13 protein-coding genes and 1 riboswitch are annotated in these 16,369 nt (G+C 69.0%); of the genes, 7 read left to right on the top strand and 6 right to left on the bottom strand.

Annotated elements, in window-relative coordinates; all coding sequences use genetic code 11:
• Positions 1-10 precede the first annotated feature (10 nt).
• From RBT42_RS02615 to thiC, 6 genes are all read right to left on the bottom strand, one after another.
• A complete protein-coding gene (locus tag RBT42_RS02615) occupies positions 11-1,846 on the bottom strand; it encodes a PAS domain-containing sensor histidine kinase (RefSeq protein ID WP_320362290.1) in 1,836 nt (611 codons plus the stop codon).
• A gap of 73 nt (positions 1,847-1,919) precedes the next feature.
• Entirely contained in the window at positions 1,920-3,740 is a 1,821-nt protein-coding gene (locus tag RBT42_RS02610; protein ID WP_320362288.1) for a bifunctional hydroxymethylpyrimidine kinase/phosphomethylpyrimidine kinase, read from the bottom strand.
• Positions 3,737-4,558: a thiazole synthase gene (locus RBT42_RS02605; protein ID WP_320362286.1), complete on the bottom strand. Its 822-nt coding sequence runs from the start codon at positions 4,556-4,558 to the stop codon at positions 3,737-3,739. Before RBT42_RS02605 ends, RBT42_RS02610 begins: the two co-directional genes overlap by 4 nt.
• 4 nt (positions 4,559-4,562) lie before the next feature.
• Positions 4,563-4,787 carry a MoaD/ThiS family protein gene (gene thiS, locus RBT42_RS02600; RefSeq protein WP_320362284.1) on the bottom strand — a complete coding sequence of 75 codons (225 nt, stop codon included), beginning with the start codon at positions 4,785-4,787 and terminating at the stop codon, positions 4,563-4,565.
• 4 nt (positions 4,788-4,791) lie between these two features.
• Entirely contained in the window at positions 4,792-5,964 is a 1,173-nt protein-coding gene (locus RBT42_RS02595) for an FAD-dependent oxidoreductase (RefSeq protein WP_320362282.1), read from the bottom strand.
• An 18-nt stretch (positions 5,965-5,982) separates the two neighbouring features.
• Complete coding sequence (thiC, locus tag RBT42_RS02590; RefSeq protein WP_320362281.1) at positions 5,983-7,908, bottom strand: phosphomethylpyrimidine synthase ThiC; 1,926 nt, start codon at positions 7,906-7,908, stop codon at positions 5,983-5,985.
• A 162-nt stretch (positions 7,909-8,070) separates the two neighbouring features.
• Positions 8,071-8,188, bottom strand: a riboswitch (TPP riboswitch).
• A gap of 349 nt (positions 8,189-8,537) precedes the next feature.
• On the opposite strand from thiC, the gene mraZ reads away from it, so the two are divergent.
• The 7 genes from mraZ to mraY are packed head-to-tail and all read left to right on the top strand — an operon-like array spanning position 8,538 to position 16,365.
• A complete protein-coding gene (mraZ, locus tag RBT42_RS02585) occupies positions 8,538-8,969 on the top strand; it encodes a division/cell wall cluster transcriptional repressor MraZ (RefSeq protein WP_320362328.1) in 432 nt (143 codons plus the stop codon).
• Positions 8,970-8,973: 4 nt separating this feature from the next.
• Positions 8,974-10,020 carry a 16S rRNA (cytosine(1402)-N(4))-methyltransferase RsmH gene (gene rsmH, locus RBT42_RS02580; RefSeq protein WP_320362280.1) on the top strand — a complete coding sequence of 349 codons (1,047 nt, stop codon included), beginning with the start codon at positions 8,974-8,976 and terminating at the stop codon, positions 10,018-10,020.
• Positions 10,017-10,337 carry a cell division protein FtsL gene (ftsL, locus tag RBT42_RS02575; protein WP_320362278.1) on the top strand — a complete coding sequence of 107 codons (321 nt, stop codon included), beginning with the start codon at positions 10,017-10,019 and terminating at the stop codon, positions 10,335-10,337. Before rsmH ends, ftsL begins: the two co-directional genes overlap by 4 nt.
• Positions 10,334-12,262 carry a peptidoglycan D,D-transpeptidase FtsI family protein gene (locus tag RBT42_RS02570; RefSeq protein WP_413785831.1) on the top strand — a complete coding sequence of 643 codons (1,929 nt, stop codon included), beginning with the start codon at positions 10,334-10,336 and terminating at the stop codon, positions 12,260-12,262. The genes ftsL and RBT42_RS02570 overlap by 4 nt, the downstream gene beginning before the upstream one ends.
• The gene (locus tag RBT42_RS02565) at positions 12,262-13,782 is read left to right on the top strand and encodes a UDP-N-acetylmuramoyl-L-alanyl-D-glutamate--2,6-diaminopimelate ligase (RefSeq protein ID WP_320362277.1); all 1,521 of its coding nucleotides are present in this window, start codon (positions 12,262-12,264) and stop codon (positions 13,780-13,782) included. The genes RBT42_RS02570 and RBT42_RS02565 overlap by 1 nt, the downstream gene beginning before the upstream one ends.
• On the top strand, positions 13,779-15,197 hold the full coding sequence (locus RBT42_RS02560; protein ID WP_320362276.1) for a UDP-N-acetylmuramoyl-tripeptide--D-alanyl-D-alanine ligase: 1,419 nt from the start codon (positions 13,779-13,781) through the stop codon (positions 15,195-15,197). The genes RBT42_RS02565 and RBT42_RS02560 overlap by 4 nt, the downstream gene beginning before the upstream one ends.
• Positions 15,187-16,365, top strand: coding sequence for a phospho-N-acetylmuramoyl-pentapeptide-transferase (mraY, locus tag RBT42_RS02555; protein ID WP_320362275.1), 1,179 nt, complete (start codon positions 15,187-15,189; stop codon positions 16,363-16,365). Before RBT42_RS02560 ends, mraY begins: the two co-directional genes overlap by 11 nt.
• The last annotated feature ends 4 nt before the right edge of the window (positions 16,366-16,369 follow it).

Here is a 16,369-nt window from a genome sequence, read left to right as displayed (position 1 = left end):
GCCCTGAGCCTCAGGCCTGGGGCAGGCGCACGCTGAAGCGGGTGCCCACCCCCAGCTCGCTGACCACGCTCACCTGGCCTTGCATGCGCTCGACCAGTTGCTTGACGATGTAGAGCCCCAGGCCAGTGCCTTCGGCGTGGCCCATGGCCGACGCCACCCGCTTGAAGGGCTGAAAGAGCTGGGCCGCATCTTCGGGGCGCATGCCGATGCCGTCGTCGCTGATGTCGATGACGACCTCCCCGTCGTCCAGCCGGGTGTCGATCGTCGCATGGCCGTGCGGGCGGTTGTACTTGCAGGCATTGCTCAGCAGGTTGATGACGATCTGGCGCAGGCGCTGGGCATCGACCTGGGCGTACAAGGGCGTTTCTGCGGCCCGGTTCAGGAGCGTGATCTGATGCTGTTGGCGTGCGGCATCCAGCAGGGGCAGGCACTCGCGCACCAGGGCGTTGACGTCCACGCGCTCGAGGTGCAGGGTGATCTCGCCGGCCTCCACCTTGGAGAGGTCGAGCACGTCTTCGATCAGGGCCAGCAGCTGCTGGCCGGCGGTCAAGATCCATTGCACCTGCTGGCGCTGGGCATCGCCCAAGGAGGCGCGGTCGCCGAGCCCCAGCAACTGCGCAAAGCCCAGGATGGCGTTCAGCGGGGTGCGCAGCTCGTGACTCAGGCGGGACAGAAAGGCGCGTTGCTCCTGGGCCACGCGCTCGGCGGCTTCGCGCCTCAAGGCCTGCTCGGCCTGGTTGGCCGCCTCGGTCACGTCCCGCAGCACGCCGATCAGGCTGATGTGTTGAGGGCGGCCCGCCTGGATGCGCCGGCCGCTGGCTTCCAGCGTGCGCACCTGGCCATCCGGCTGGCGCACGCGGTAGGTGATGCGGTAGTCGTCGCCGACCTGCAGGGCCTCATCGACCTCTTGCCGGGTGCGCAGAACATCCTCCTCGACGATGAGCGCGCGCAACGCGTCGCGCTTCAGCGCACATGGCTGGTCGCCCAGGCCGTGCATGGCCGCGGCCGTGCCGTCCAGCTGGATGTCACCGGTGGCCGCGTCCAGCTGGTACAGGCCCAGGCCGGCGGCATGGGAGGCCAGCTCCCAGCGCCGATGGGCTTCGCTCAGGGCGCGGGTGTAGTGGGTCTGCTCGGCCAGGCTGCGCCGGATCAGCAGCGCGCTGAGCAAGGCCAGCACCGCCGCGATCAGACCGATACCGACCTGCAGCACCAAGGTGGTGGACCGTGCCGCCCGTGCCCAGGAGGCTGACAGGCTGAGGTCGGTGGCGCGCAAGCTGGTGTCGATCGCGTGGATGCGCTGCAGGACGGCCGGAGTGTCGGTCGCGATCGGGTCGGTACCGGCCTGGGCGGCCGCGTGCAGATGCTGGGCTTCCTGCTCCAGCCTGTCCATCAGGGCGTCGGTCTGGCGCCAGCCCATGCGCGTGGTGTCGGACATGAAGCGCGGGCCGACCCAGCGGTAGAGGCGGAGCATGGCCGCCACGTCCCCAGGCTCCCTCCCGGCCGCGATCATCCTCTTCTCGACCTCGGGCAGCGCCTCCGGGCCGTGCTGCAGCAGCAGGCGTCGTGTCTGCTGCGCGCTTTCCGGGATGCGCATGACCTCCCGGTAGTGCTGCCAATCGCTCTCACGCTGATCATGGGCGTAGCGCAGCAGGGCGTTGACGGCCTGCAGGTGCACGTTGGCGGTCTGGTTGGCGCTGCGTTCGAAGGCCCGTACCGCGGCCTGAACCTGCACCGCGGCCATGGCCAGCCCGGTCACCAGCACCAGCACCAACAAGGGGATGAGCATCAGCGCGACGTGATGGCGTCGCGCCGCGGAACGGGCGGTAGGCGGAGGTCGTGACGTCATGTGGGCTGGATGGTTTTCCCAGGCGGCGGAGCCAAGGGCTTCGTCGTCCTGAAAGCCTCAGTGTAGGCGTCTGTCATACCGGGGGGCATCTTCCTGTTTCGGGGCTTACCCGGGGGGATGTGGGCAGGCAGGGGTGAGGCAGGGGCGGGGCCTCGGGCTGGGACGTGTGGCGAGCGCGCTGCCAGGCCTGCTGCAGCGCAGGCAGCCGGGCGCGCATCTCGGCGGGGCTGTGCCCCAGACCCCGCACGATGCAGACGGCGGCAGGGTGGCAGCGCGCCACGTCGGCCACATCCTCGGGGGTGAGCAGGCCGCCGATGGCCACCACCGGGGCCGGGCTGTGGCGCACCCACCAGCTCAGGTTGTCGGCGCCTTGCGGCAGCCAGGGCATGTCCTTGGTGGTGGTGGGCTGGACCGGTCCGCAGGCGATCAGGCTGGCACCGCAACCGGCAGCGCGGGCCAGCTCCCACAGGCTGTGTGAGCTCAGGCCCAGCATGAGGCGGTGGCGTGCGGTCAGCAGCGTGTGGCGGTCGGCCTCGTCGAGGGCAAGCAGGTCTTCCTGGCCGAGGTGCAGGCCCACGGCGGCGGGCGGGGGGGGCTCGGAGGTCTGGCTTGCCGGGCGGTCGCGCAAGGCCTGCAGCGCCTCCCGCCAGTGGTCGTTGACGAAGAGCGTCGCGCCATGGGCCTGACTGACTGCCAGGCTCTCGTGCAGGTGTGGCCACAGGCCTGCGCGGGTCTTGTGGCGCAATTGCACGCAGCGCCAACCCGCCTGCAGGGCGTGGCCCAACTGGTCGCTGTCCGGTACGATGCCGTAGAGCCCGTCGGCGGGCGGGACAAAGGGCTGGAACAGCGGGGACGGCACCTCGCCTCGGGCATCTCCCAGCGTCAGCTGCCAGGGCAGCGCCTCCCCCAGACCCAGCCAGGGCAGGGGGGCACCACCCGCCGCGGCGCCGACCGCAAAGTCGGCGTCGGCCTTCACCGGGCCGGCGCCCTGGCCCGCCGCATGCGCACGCATCAGGGCGTGGTGCGTGAGCATCCTGGCCAGCACGATGGCGTCGGCTGCCACATGGCCGAGCGCCCAGGCCGCTGCCACGCCGCTCGCCAAGGTGCAGCCGGTGCCGTGGGTGTGGGGTGTGGACACGCGGGGCGCGGTCAGCCAGCCCCGGGCATGAGGCGTGTCCAGCCAGTCCAGGCAGTGTGCCGATGCCGCAGTGCCGCCGTGCGACGTCCCGGTGGGGGCATCGCCGCCGGTGATCACCACGCTGTGTGCGCCCAGAGCCCGCAGGGCGCGGCCCAGGTCCGGCACAGCGTCGGCCGGCCCCCCATGTTCGGCGGGCTTGCCCAGCAGGCGCCGCGCCTCGGCCCGGTTGGGTGTGAGCACGGTGGCGCGGGGCAGCAGCAGGCTCCGGTAGGCGGCCACGATGGCGTCGTCGCTGAACGCGGCGCCACCCGCGCTGGCCCCCAGCACCGGGTCCACGATCAGGGCCAGTTGGCGATGCGGGTCGGCGCCGGGCGGGGCCAGCGCACGCCATCGGTCCACCCAGCGAGCCACGGCCTCGATGGCGGCCACACTGCCCAGCAGGCCGGTCTTGATGGCGCGCGGCGGCAGGTCGCCGGCCAGGGCCTGCAGCTGGCGCTCCAGCTGTTCGGCGGGCACGGGAAACACCGCCTCGACCCCGCGCGAATGCTGCGCGGTCAAGGCGCTCACCACCGGGCACAGGTGCACGCCCAGGGCGTCGGCCGCACGTTGGTCGGCGCTCAGTCCGGCGCCGCCTGCGGTGTCCAGTCCCGCAATGCTCCAGACTACCGGCGGACCCGCACGGTATGAGGGCGCCAGCGCAGCTTCCGGCGCGAGCGGCAGGTCGGCAGGCAGGTCGGCAGGCAGGTCGGCGCTCATGGCAGGACAAAGGGTTGGCCGCTCACTGGCGTGGAGGCGATGGCGACGTCGCTGGTGGCCATCAGGCCCGCGCGATGGCCATCCCGGCCCGCTTGCACCGCACGACGGAAGGCGCGCGCCATGCGCACCGGATCGTGCGCCTGTGACACGGCCGAGTTCAGCAACACCGCGTCCATGCCCAGCTCCATCGCGGCGGCAGCGTGCGAGGGGGCGCCCAGGCCCGCGTCCACGATCAGGGTGATGTCGGGCAGGCGGGCGCGCAAGGTGCGCAGCGCCCAGGGGTTGAGCAGGCCCAGGCCCGAACCGATGGGGGCGGCCCAGGGCATGAGGATGCGGCAGCCAGCATCGACCAGGCGACGTGCGCTGACCAGGTCATCGGTGCAATAGGGCAGCACTTCGAAGCCATCGCGGACCAGCTGTGCCGCAGCCGTGACCAGCTCGAACGGGTCGGGCTGCAGGGTCTGTTCGTCACCGACCACCTCCAGCTTGATCCAGTGGGTGCCCAGCAGCTCGCGCGCCATGTGGGCCAGGGTGATGGCCTCGCGGGCGCTGCGGCAGCCTGCGGTGTTGGGCAGCAGGTGGGCGCCGTGCTGGCGGGCGGTGTCGCGGATGATCTGCACAAAGCCGTTGTCGCTGCTGCCGGGCACGGCCAGGGTGCGCCGCAGGCCCAGGGTCAGCACCTGGCTGCCCGAGGCCAGGATGGCCAGGCGCAGGGCGTCCGGCGACGGGTAACCGGCCGTGCCCAACAGGAAGCGGCTGCTCAAGGGGGTGTCGCCGATCTGCCAGGTGTCGTCGGTGGGGTGGGGCGTGGATGACATCGGTTCAGCCTCCGGTGATGGGTGAAAAGCACAGCACCGCGTCGCCATCGGCCAGCGGGTGGCTGGCGCGTGAGGCACGCGGCACGAACACGCCATTGACGGCGGTGGCGACGCCGTGGGCGTCCTGTCCGGTCAGGCTCAGGATGTGAGTCAGGGCGGTGGCCAGCGTGCTGCCGGCGGGCAGCTGTACGGGGCCGTGGTCGCTGTGGATGGTGATCAGGTCGGACATGGCATCACACGGCAAGGGGGGCAAGGGCGTGGGGACGCGGTGCGGTGGCATCGATGAGGTCCTGCGTCGGACCCAGGCCGATGCGCCCCAGGGCCTCGTCGACCACCGAGGGGGCCAGCAGCCAGCCGTGGCGGTACAGGCCGTTGAGGCGCACCAGGCCCGGCTCGGTGTGGACCTCGGGGCGGTTGTCGGGCAGGGCGGGGCGCAGGTTGGTGTCCAGGCGCAGGATGCGGGCCTCGGCCAGGCCGGGCAGCACGCTGTGGGCGGCGGCCATCAGCTCGACGGCGCTGCGCAGCGACATCGGCGAGCGGTCTTCGCTTTCGATCTCGCTGGCCCCGACCAGCACCACGTCGCCGGGGCGCGGCACGATGTAGACGCGGTGGCGCGGGTGCAGCAGGCGCACGGGCCGCTGCAACTCCAGCCCGGGCGCATGCAGCCAGACGACCTCGCCGCGCACCCCGCGCACGGGTGCCTCGGGACGGGCGCCCACGCCGCGCACATCGAACACGCAGTCAAAGCGCCGCCTCGGGGGGCTGGCCTCATCGGCCAGACTCAGGTAGCCGGGGCCGATCTGGCGCACCGCGCGTCCCCAATGCCAGGCAACGCCCGGCGCATCGGCCTGCAGGCCCTGCATCATGGCCGCGGCATCGATCTGCCCTTCGCCGGGCAGCAGCCAGGCGTGCAGCGGGCCCAGGGTGCTGTGCAAGTCGGGCTCCAGTGACTGGAGTTGGGGTGCATCCAGCGCTTGCGGTCGATACGGTGCGGCCCGCTCGTGCGTCAGCGCATCGAGTCGGGAGAGCACCCGTCGCGCCGCGCCCAGGTCCGGGCGGTGCGCGACCATCAGGCTGCCCTCGCGGGCAAAGTGAGGGGCGATTGGCTGGCGCAGCGCCATGTCGGCGCGGATCTCGGCCCAGCGCGTGATCGCATCCCAGCCGCGTTCGGCCACATCGGGCTCGGCGGTCTCCAGCTCAGCCAGGGGGCTGAGCATGCCGGCGGCGGTGAAGCCGGCCGCGCCTTGGCCGTCGAACGAGGGGTGTGGCCCCGCGGCGGGGTCGAAGACGCTGACCTGATGGCCCTGGTGGGCCAGGGTCCAGGCCAGCAGTCGCCCCAGCAGTCCGGCCCCGGCGATGCCGATGCGCAGACGCGGGCCAGGGTGGGTCCCCAGTGTGCTTTGCATGACAGACTCCTTGCGGGCTCAGGCCTGGGTGGGGGCTGGCTGGATCGGGATGTAGAGCTGCGCGCCGCCTTCCTTGAACTGCGCCGACATCTCGCTCATGCCTTGCGTCAACGCCTGCTGCGCGCTGAGCCCTTGCGTCTGGGCGAACTCGCGCACCTCCTGCGTGATCTTCATCGAGCAGAACTTGGGCCCGCACATCGAGCAAAAGTGCGCCACCTTGGCAGCGTCCTTGGGCAGGGTCTCGTCGTGGAAGTCACGCGCTGTCTCGGGGTCCAGACCCAGGTTGAACTGGTCCTGCCAGCGGAAGTCGAAGCGCGCCTGCGAGAGTGCGTCGTCGCGCGCCCGCGCCCCCGGATGGCCCTTGGCGATGTCGGCCGCGTGGGCGGCGATCTTGTAGGCGATCAGGCCCTGCTTGACGTCGTCACGGTTGGGCAGGCCCAGGTGCTCCTTGGGCGTCACGTAGCAGAGCATGGCCGTGCCCATCCAGCCGATCATGGCCGCGCCAATGGCCGAGGCGATGTGGTCATAGCCCGGCGCGATGTCGATGGTCAGCGGGCCCAGGGTGTAGAAAGGCGCTTCGTGGCAGTGTTTGAGCTGCTCGTCCATGTTGGCCTGGATCAGGTGCATGGGCACATGGCCGGGGCCTTCGATGATCGTTTGCACATCGTGCCGCCAGGCAATCTGCGTGAGCTCGCCCAGGGTGCGCAGCTCGGCAAACTGGGCCTCGTCGTTGGCGTCCGACAGGCAACCCGGGCGCAGGCCATCGCCCAGCGAGAAGGTCACGTCGTAGGCCTTCATGATCTCGCAGATCTCTTCGAAGTGCGTGAACAGGAAGTTCTCCTGGTGATGGGCCATGCACCATTTCGCCAGAATCGAGCCGCCGCGCGAGACGATGCCGGTGCGCCGGTTGGCGGTCATCGGGATGAAGGGCAGGCGCAGGCCGGCGTGGATGGTGAAGTAGTCCACCCCTTGCTCGGCCTGCTCGATCAGCGTGTCGCGGAAGATGGCCCAGCTGAGATCCTCGGCCACACCGCCCACCTTTTCGAGGGCCTGGTAGATGGGCACCGTGCCGATGGGCACCGGGCTGTTGCGCACGATCCAGTCGCGCGTGGTGTGGATGTGCTTGCCGGTGGACAGGTCCATCACGGTGTCGGCGCCCCAGCGGATCGACCACACCAGTTTCTCCACTTCTTCTTCGATCGACGAACTCACCGCCGAGTTGCCGATGTTGGCGTTGACCTTGACCAGGAAGTTGCGGCCAATGGCCATCGGCTCCAGTTCGGTGTGGTTGATGTTGGCGGGGATCACGGCGCGACCCCGGGCCACTTCATCGCGCACGAACTCGGGCGTGATCTCGCGCGGGATCATCGCGCCCATCGGGTGGCCGCGCAGGCGGGCTTCGCGCTCGGCATCTTGGCTGTAGCGGCTGCGCCAGTCTTCGGCCAGGTCCAGGCGTCGCTGGTTCTCGCGCAGCGCCACGAACTCCATCTCGGGCGTGACGATGCCGCGGCGCGCGTAGTGCATCTGCGTCACGTTGGCGCCGGCCTGGGCGCGGCGGGGCTGGCGCTGCAGGCCTTGAGCGGCGGCACGCAAGGCGGCCATGTGCGCGTCATGGCGCTCGCCGGGCTGCAGGCCGTCGTCCATCGCCTGCACGCTGCGGCCCGCGTAGGTTTCGGTGTCGCCGCGTGCCACCACGGCGGCTTCTCGCACCGGCGGCAGGCCGCGGGTCACGTCGATCTCGACGTTCGGGTCGGTGTAGGGGCCCGAGCAGTCGTACAGGGTGACGCCCTCCCCGTTGGTCAGCGCCACCTCGCGCATCGGCACGCGCACGCCAGGGTGGCGGCCCTCCACATAGACCTTGCGGGAGGCGGGCAGGGGCTCGCGCGTCAGGCGGGTCAGCTCGGCCAGCGCCTGCTGGGCAACGATCGGGTCGGGGGCATTCATGGGCGTCTCTCCTGGGCAGCAAGTGGGGCAACACAAGCTCCGAGGGACGCCGCAAGGGGCCGTCAACGGGCAGACGAGGGTGGGGTGCACAAACAGGCCTGGCCAGTGGCGGCGTGCCGCACACTGGAAGGGCGGCACCCACCTTCGGCACCGGGTCGGGCCTCTGGCAGAGACGGCTCTTCTTTCGCCGGTATGAACCGGATCAAGTTCAGCGGGTTCGGCACGATGCCATCTCAGCGCCCACACACATCACGTGTGCGGCACACCCCGGAGCAACGCACAGTGTACGTCTTGAAGGCGGCGGCCGACAAGCGCCGGGCCCACGACCACTCCCGCGACAAATGCGATTCATTCGCAACCATGGCCTTGATCCGGCTCAGGTCGTGAGGATGAACGGGGCCCGATCGAGGGGAGTGTTTACCCCACGCTGATGGGGGATGCTCCTCATGAAGCACTTCCAGACCCTTTTGCAGGTCGTTGATTCATAACGACTTTTTCTCGCACAATTTGCCAACAAATCAACTCTAAGTCTTTGATTTCATTGGAAATTTTTCGCTTCTGGACTGTTCGAGTGAGTCGGCATCGGGTAAAGTGGGATTTAGTGCAAATTCGTGGGGTTTTGTGTGAGTCTGGTCTTTCAGGGAGCATCAGCGCTGTCGCTGGACGCCAAGGGACGCTTGGCCGTCCCGGCGCGCCATCGCGACGCCCTGCAAGCCCTGTGCAATGGCCAGCTCACCCTCACCAAGCATCCTGAGGGCTGTCTGATGGTCTTTCCGCGCCCGGCGTGGGAGGTCTTTCGTGACAAGGTCGCCGCCTTGCCCATGTCCGCCTCGGGCTGGAAGCGCATCTTTCTGGGCAACGCCCAGGACGTGGACATCGACGCCGCCTCCCGTGTGCTGGTCGCTCCCGAGCTGCGTGCCGCCGCCGGCCTGAGCAAGGACGTGATGCTGCTGGGCATGGGCAGCCACTTCGAGTTGTGGGACGCGCAGCGCTACGCCGCGCACGAGGCCGAAGTCATGGCGCAAGCCATGCCCGACGCGTTGCAGGACTTCACCTTCTGACGCGATGCAACAGGTCACTTCCCCTTGGCAGCATCGGACCGTTCTGCTGCACGAGGCAGTCGATGGTTTGTGGGATCCGGCCGTCGGTCCGCACCCACAGGGCGTCTATGTGGACGCTACCTTTGGCCGCGGCGGTCACTCGCGTCTGATCCTGTCCAAGCTGGGGCCTGAGGCCCGCCTGGTCGCGCTCGATCGCGATCCCGAAGCCATTGCCCATGCCACGCAAGGGCCCGATGCCATCACCGATCCGCGCTTCCAGATCGTGCACGCGCCGTTCTCGTCGTGGGCCGAGGTGATCGCCGATCTGGGCCTGGGGCCGGTGCACGGTCTGCTGATGGACATCGGTGTGTCGTCGCCTCAGATCGACAACCCCGAGCGCGGCTTCAGTTTCCGTTTCGATGCGCCGCTCGACATGCGCATGGACACCACCCAGGGCGAGAGCGCGGCCGATTTCCTGGCTCGGGCCTCGGTCGACGAACTGACGGAGGTGATTCGCACCTATGGAGAAGAACGGTTTGCTTGGCCCATTGCAAAGGCGCTTGTCGCTCGTCGCGATGAAGGCCAGCCTGTGCGCACCACAGGCGAGTTGTCCGCGGTCGTGGCTCGTACGGTCAAAACCCGTGAAGTCGGCCAAGACCCCGCCACCCGTACCTTCCAGGCTCTTCGGATTCACGTCAACCGCGAGCTCGGCGAGCTCGAAGACGCGTTGGCCTCTGCCCTGAAGATGCTGGCACCCGGCGGACGCTTGTCCGTCATCAGCTTCCACTCACTGGAAGACCGCATCGTCAAGACCTTCATCGCCAAGCACAGCAAGGAAGAGGTCGATCGTCGCGTGCCCTTTGCCACGCCCAAGCCGCTGATGCTGCACGCCATCGCACGCGTCAAGCCGTCGGCCGATGAGGTGGCGGCCAACCCGCGTTCGCGCTCGGCCGTGCTGCGCGTGGCCGAACGCACCGACGTGCCCTGGATGCCGGAGCCTGAATTGTCAGCAGGTCGCGCACCGCGTGGCAAGGGTGGTGCCAGGGCCGGTGGACGAGGAGGGCGTCGATGACCCTGCGCCTCAACATCGCCCTGGTCGTGGCGCTGCTGCTGAGCAGCTACTGGCTCATTGGCAGCAGCCATGAGTCGCGCCGCCTGTTCGTCGCGCTGGACAAGGCCCGCGCCCAGGCCAGCGAACTGCAGATCGAGTTCGAGCGCCTGCAGGTCGACAAGCGCGCCCAGGCCACGCCGCTGCGCGTCGAAAAGCTCGCGCGCGACAAGCTCAAGATGTTCGACAACTCGCCGGCACGCACCCACTATGTGGCGCTGTCCGAGTCGGGGCAGGTGCTGTCGTCTTCGCCCGCCAAGGTGCAGGAGGTGGCCCCATGAGCCGCCTGGCTGACCTGTGGCGTCGCGTCGCCCGTCGCCCGCGCAAGCAGGGCCCGGCGGCCATGCCCACCATGCGTTACGCGACCAGCCCGCTGCTGGCCTCGCGCACGCCCGTGTGGCGCGTGAAGTTCCTCATCGGCGCCATCGGCCTGGGCTTTGCCGTGCTGATCGGGCGTGCCGCCTGGATCCAGATCATCCACAACGACTTCTTCCAGCAGCAGGGTGCCAACCGCTACGAGCGCCGCATCGAGCTGCAGGCCAACCGCGGCCGCATCCTCGACCGCAATGGCGAGCTGCTGGCCTCCAGCGTGCCCGCGCCGTCTTTGTGGGCCATCCCCAAAGACCTCAAGGCCACGCCCGAGCAGGTCCGTGAACTGGCCCGCCTGCTGAAGATGCCGCCGGCCGATCTGCAAAAGCGCCTGAAGTCCAACCCCAACTTCGTCTGGCTGCGCCGCAAGGTGGACGACGAGGTCGCACAGTCCGTGGCCGCACTCAAGATCAAGGGCGTGTACGAGCTGCGCGAGTGGAAGCGCCAGTACCCTGAAGGCGAGGCCGCGGCCCATGTGGTTGGCTTCACCAACATCGAAGACGAGGGCCAAGAGGGCATCGAGCTGGCCTATCAGAACCAGCTGGCCGGCCGCGATGGTTCGCGCCACGTCATCAAGGACCGCCTGGGCCGTGCCGTCGAGTCGGTGGGCGAGTTGGTGCCGGCTGAAAATGGCCAGGCCGTGCAACTCTCGCTCGACGCCAAAATTCAGTTCTACGCCTACCAGAGCATCCGCGACGCCGTGAAGGCGCACAAAGCCAAGGCTGGCAGTGTGGTGGTGCTCGACGCCGTGCGCGGCGAGGTGCTGGCGCTGGCCAACGTGCCCAGCTACACCCCGGAAGACCGTCGTAACCTGACCGGGGCGCAGCTGCGCAACCGCGCGCTGACCGACACCTTCGAGCCCGGCTCGACCATGAAGCCCATCACCGTGGCGCTGGCGCTGGAAACCCGGCGTGTGCGGCCCACCACCGTGCTGGACACGGCCGCCGGGCGCCTCACCATCGACGGTTCGACCATTTCGGACACCCACCCCAAGGGCGACCTCACGGTGGCGCAGGTGATCCAGAAGTCCAGCAACGTCGGCACCGCCAGGCTGGCCTTGCAGATGCAGCCGCGCGAGATGTGGGAGATGTTCTCGTCCGTCGGCCTGGGCAAGAAGCCGCAACTGGGTTTCCCCGGCGCGGTTTCGGGTCGTTTGCGTCCTTATAAATCGTGGCGCCGCATCGAGCAGGTCACGATGAGTTACGGCTACGGCCTGTCGTCCAGCCTGTTCCAGATCGCGCAGGCTTACAGCATCTTCGCCACCGATGGCGAGCTCATCCCCATGAGCATGATCAAACGGGATCAGGGGGAGGGAGAGCGGCCACCGCTCACGGCCGAGGGGGATGGACCCCGCCCCACGCTCGCCTTCAAGACCGCCTTCCGCCCGGAGGCGGTCGCGTCACATCCGGCGCCTGCCGCGCAGGACGAGCCGGTGCAGGTGCGTGGCGCCCGGGTGATCTCGCCGGAGACGGCCCGCGCCGTGCGCGAAATGCTGCAGCTGTCGACCGGCCCGGGCGGAACCGCACCTCGCGCCCAGGCCCTGGGCTACAGCGTGGGCGGCAAGACCGGCACGGCGCACAAGCAGGAAGGCCGCGGCTATGCGAGCAACAAGTACCGTTCCTGGTTCGTGGGCATCGCGCCCATCAGCAAGCCACGCATCATCGTCGCGGTGATGGTCGACGAGCCCAGCAACGGGCAGTACTACGGCGGCCTGGTGGCCGCGCCGGTGTTCAGCCAGGTGGTGCAGCAAACACTCAACCGCCTGGGGGTGCTGCCCGACATCGAGGTGCAGTCGCAGATCATCTCGACCGAGCCCGGCGAAGTGGAGAGTTTCTGATGAGTCAAACCCTTCTTCATCTCGCAGACACCACCCAGGCGCTGGCCTGGTTGCGCGCGCAGGGCGTGACCGCCCTGACGGTTGACAGCCGTCAGGTGGCGCCGGGCGCGGCTGGGGGGCTGGGCTTCATCGCCTGGCCGGGCGCCGCCCGCGATGGCCGTGCCTTCGTGGCGCAGGCCCTGAGCCAGGGCGCACGTGCCTGCCTCGTCGAGGCAGAGGGCGTGGAGGCCTTTGGCTTTGACGATCCCCGGGTGGCCGCCGTGCCCGGTCTCAAGGCCCGCAGCGCCGAGATCGCCCATGGCTTCTATGGCGAGCCCAGCGCCGAGTTGCAGGTGGTGGCCGTCACCGGCACCAATGGCAAGACCTCGACCTCGTGGTGGACGGCGCAGGCCTTGTCCGCGCTGGGGCGCCCCTGTGGGGTCGTCGGTACCCTGGGCGTGGGCGAGGTGGGCGCGGTGGTGTCCACCGGCCTGACCACCCCCGATCCGATCACGCTGCACGCCACCTTCCGTCGCTTCGTCGACCAGGGCCTGCAGGCCGCGGCCATCGAGGCCTCGTCGATCGGCATCGAAGAGCTGCGCCTGCACGCCACGCACATTGCCGTGGCGCAGTTCACCAACTTCACGCAGGACCACCTCGACTATCACGAGAGCATGGAGGCCTACTGGCTGGCCAAGCGTGCGCTGTTCGACTGGCCGGGCCTGAAGGCCGCCGTCATCAACCAGGATGACCCGATGGGCCAGGGGCTGGCCGATCATGCCCGCAGCCGGCACCTCGATGTCTGGACCTATGGCCTGCAGGGCCCAGTGCGCCTGCAGGCTCAGGATCTGAGCTATGAGGCACAAGGCGTGCGCTTCACCGTGGTCGAGCGCGCCGAGTCCCTGCACGACGTGGTCGCGCGCGGCGTGGTGCATGCCCCCGTCATCGGCAGTTTCAATGTGGCCAACCTGCTGGCCGTGCTGGGCGCCTTGCGCGCCCTGGGCGTTTCGTTGGCCGACGCGGCCCAGGCCTGCAGCGGTCTGCAGCCGGTGCCGGGCCGCATGCAACTGGTCCCCGCGCGAGCCCATCAGCCGCTGGTGCTCGTGGACTACGCCCACACGCCCGATGCCCTGCTCAAGGCGCTGCACGCCCTGCGTCCGGTGGCCGAGGCCCGCGGTGGCAAGCTGTGGTGCGTGTTCGGCTGCGGTGGCGACCGCGACCCGGTCAAGCGCCCGATGATGGGCGCCGTGGCCGAGCAGTACGCCGACCAGGTCGTGCTGACCAGCGACAACCCGCGCAGCGAGTCGCCTGCCTTCATCCTGTCGCAGATCCTGGCCGGCGTGGCCGGCCGCGAGCGCATCGACGTGATCGACGACCGCCGGGCCGCCATCCGCCACGCGCTGCGTGATGCAGCCGCCAATGATGTGGTGCTGCTGGCCGGCAAGGGCCACGAGGCCACACAGGAGATCGCCGGGGTCAAAACCCCGTTCAGCGATGTCGACGAGGCCGTGGCCGCACTGGCACAGCGAGGTGAGCCATGAGCACGCCGATGATGACCCTGGGTTTGGCCCACAGCCTGCTGCCCGATGCGGTGCTGACCGGGGACCCGACCACGCCGATCGGTCGCGTGCACACCGACACCCGCACCCTGCAGACCGGTGACCTGTTCGTGGCCCTGTGCGGCGAGCGCTATGACGCGCACGACTTCCTGCCTCAGGTGGCGCAGTCGGGGGCTGCTGCCGTGATCGGCCAGCGTGGCGTCACCGAGTGCGGCCTGCCGGGCCTGACCGTCACCGACACCCGGGCGGCACTGGGCTGGCTGGCCGCCGGCTGGCGCGCCCGCTTCGAGATGCCGCTGATCGGCGTGACCGGCAGCAATGGCAAGACCACGGTCACCCAGATGATCGCGGCCATCTTGCGCACCTGGATGACGGCACAAGGCGACGCCGATGCGGCCCTGGCCACGGCGGGCAACTTCAACAACGACATCGGTGTGCCGCTGACCTTGCTGCGCCTGCGCGAAGGCGTGCACCGCTGTGCGGTGGTTGAGCTGGGCATGAACCATCCCGGGGAAATCGCGCAGCTGGCCGCGCTGGCCGCCCCCACCGTGGGCCTGGTCAACAACGCCCAGCGCGAGCACCAGGAGTTCATGCACACGGTCGAGGCCGTGGCGCGTGAAAACGGGGCCGTGCTGCAGGCCCTGTCGTGCGACGGCGTGGCGGTCTTCCCGGCCGATGACGCCTACACCTCGATCTGGCACGAGCTGGCCCAGGGCCGCCAGGTCATCGACTTTGCCACCGAGGGCGAGGCCGCCGTCACGCTGGCGGCTGCCGACTGGGTGGCCGAGCCCCAGCCACACTGGCAGCTGAGCGTGCGCACGCCGATGGGCGAGGCCACGTTCCACCTGCACATGGCCGGTCAGCACAATGTGCGCAACGCCCTGGCCGCCACGGCCGCTGCCTTGGGTGCGGGCGTGCCCTTGAGCCTGATCGCGCAAGGCTTGCAGTCCTTCGAGCCCGTCAAGGGCCGCTCGCAGCTGCGTTCGCTCAGCCTGCATGGTCGCGCGATCACGCTGGTCGATGACAGCTACAACGCCAACCCCGATTCCGTGCGCGCCGCCATCGACATGCTGGCCGGCTTGCCGAGCCCGCACTGGCTGGTGCTGGGCGACATGGGTGAGGTGGGCTCACAAGGCCCTGCCTTCCACGCCGAAGTCGGCCACTACGCCCGCGAACGCGGCATCGAACATGTCTGGACGGCCGGTGAGCTGTGTGCCCATGCGGCGCAGGCCTACGGCCCGTCCGCCCGTCATTTCCCCACTGGCGCCGACCTCGTCGCGGCGCTGCCGACCCCAGACCAGGCCCCTGCGGTGGGCTCGGTGCTGGTCAAAGGTTCTCGATTCATGAAGATGGAACAAGTCGTCGCCGCCCTGACAGGAGCTGCCCATGCTGCTTAACCTGGCCATGTGGCTGCAAAGCCTCAACCCCGAGTGGGGCTTCCTGCGGGTCTTTCAGTACCTGACCTTCCGCGCGGTCATGGCGTCGGTCACCGCCTTGCTGATCGGCCTGGTCCTGGGCCCCTATGTGATCCGCAAGCTCACCGAGCTCAAGGTCGGCCAGCCCATCCGCGAATACGGGATGCAGAGCCACCTCGCCAAGCGCGGCACGCCCACGATGGGCGGGGTGCTGATCCTGCTGTCCATCGGCCTGTCGACGCTGTTGTGGTTCGATTGGGCCAACCGCTTCGTGTGGATCGTGATGATCGTGACCACGGGCTTTGGCGCCATTGGCTGGGTCGATGACTGGCGCAAGGTCGTGCTCAAGGACCCCGAGGGCATGCGCTCGCGTGAGAAGTACTTCTGGCAGTCGGTGATCGGCCTGATTGCTGCCATCTACCTGGCCTTCAGCGTCTCCGAGGTCAACGCGCTGCGCGTGATCGAGCTGTTCGGCAACTGGGTGGCCTCGGGCTTCTCCAACGAGCTGCCGCCCAAGGCCGACTTGATCGTGCCCTTCTTCAAGACCATCAGCTACCCGCTGGGCGTGTGGGGCTTCATGGTGCTGACTTACATCGTCATCGTGGGCACCAGCAACGCGGTCAACCTGACCGACGGCCTGGACGGCCTGGCCATCATGCCGGTGGTCATGGTCTCCGGCGCCCTGGGCATCTTCGCTTACGTCACCGGCAACGCCGTGTTCGCCAAGTACCTGCAGCTGCCGCACATTCCCGGCGCGGGCGAGTTGCTGGTGTTCTGCGCGGCCTTGTCGGGCGCGGGCCTGGCCTTCCTGTGGTTCAACGCCTACCCGGCCCAGGTCTTCATGGGTGACGTGGGGGCGCTCGCGCTCGGCGGCGCCCTGGGCACCATCGCCGTCATCGTGCGCCAGGAAATCGTGCTGGCCTTCATGGGCGGCGTGTTCGTGGTCGAGGCCCTGTCCGTCATGGCCCAAGTCACCTACTTCAAGTACACGAAGCGCAAGTACGGCGAAGGCCGCCGCATCCTGCTGATGGCGCCGCTGCACCACCACTTCGAAAAATCCGGCTGGAAAGAAACGCAGGTCGTGGTCCGCTTCTGGATCATCACCATGCTGCTGTGCCTGCTGGGCCTGTCCACCCTCAAGCTGCGCTGATCGA

Origin of the sequence: Aquabacterium sp. (assembly GCF_034003525.1) — a bacterium.
Classification (GTDB): Bacteria; Pseudomonadota; Gammaproteobacteria; order Burkholderiales; family Burkholderiaceae_C; genus Aquabacterium.
This window is presented reverse-complemented; position numbering and strand designations above follow the sequence as displayed.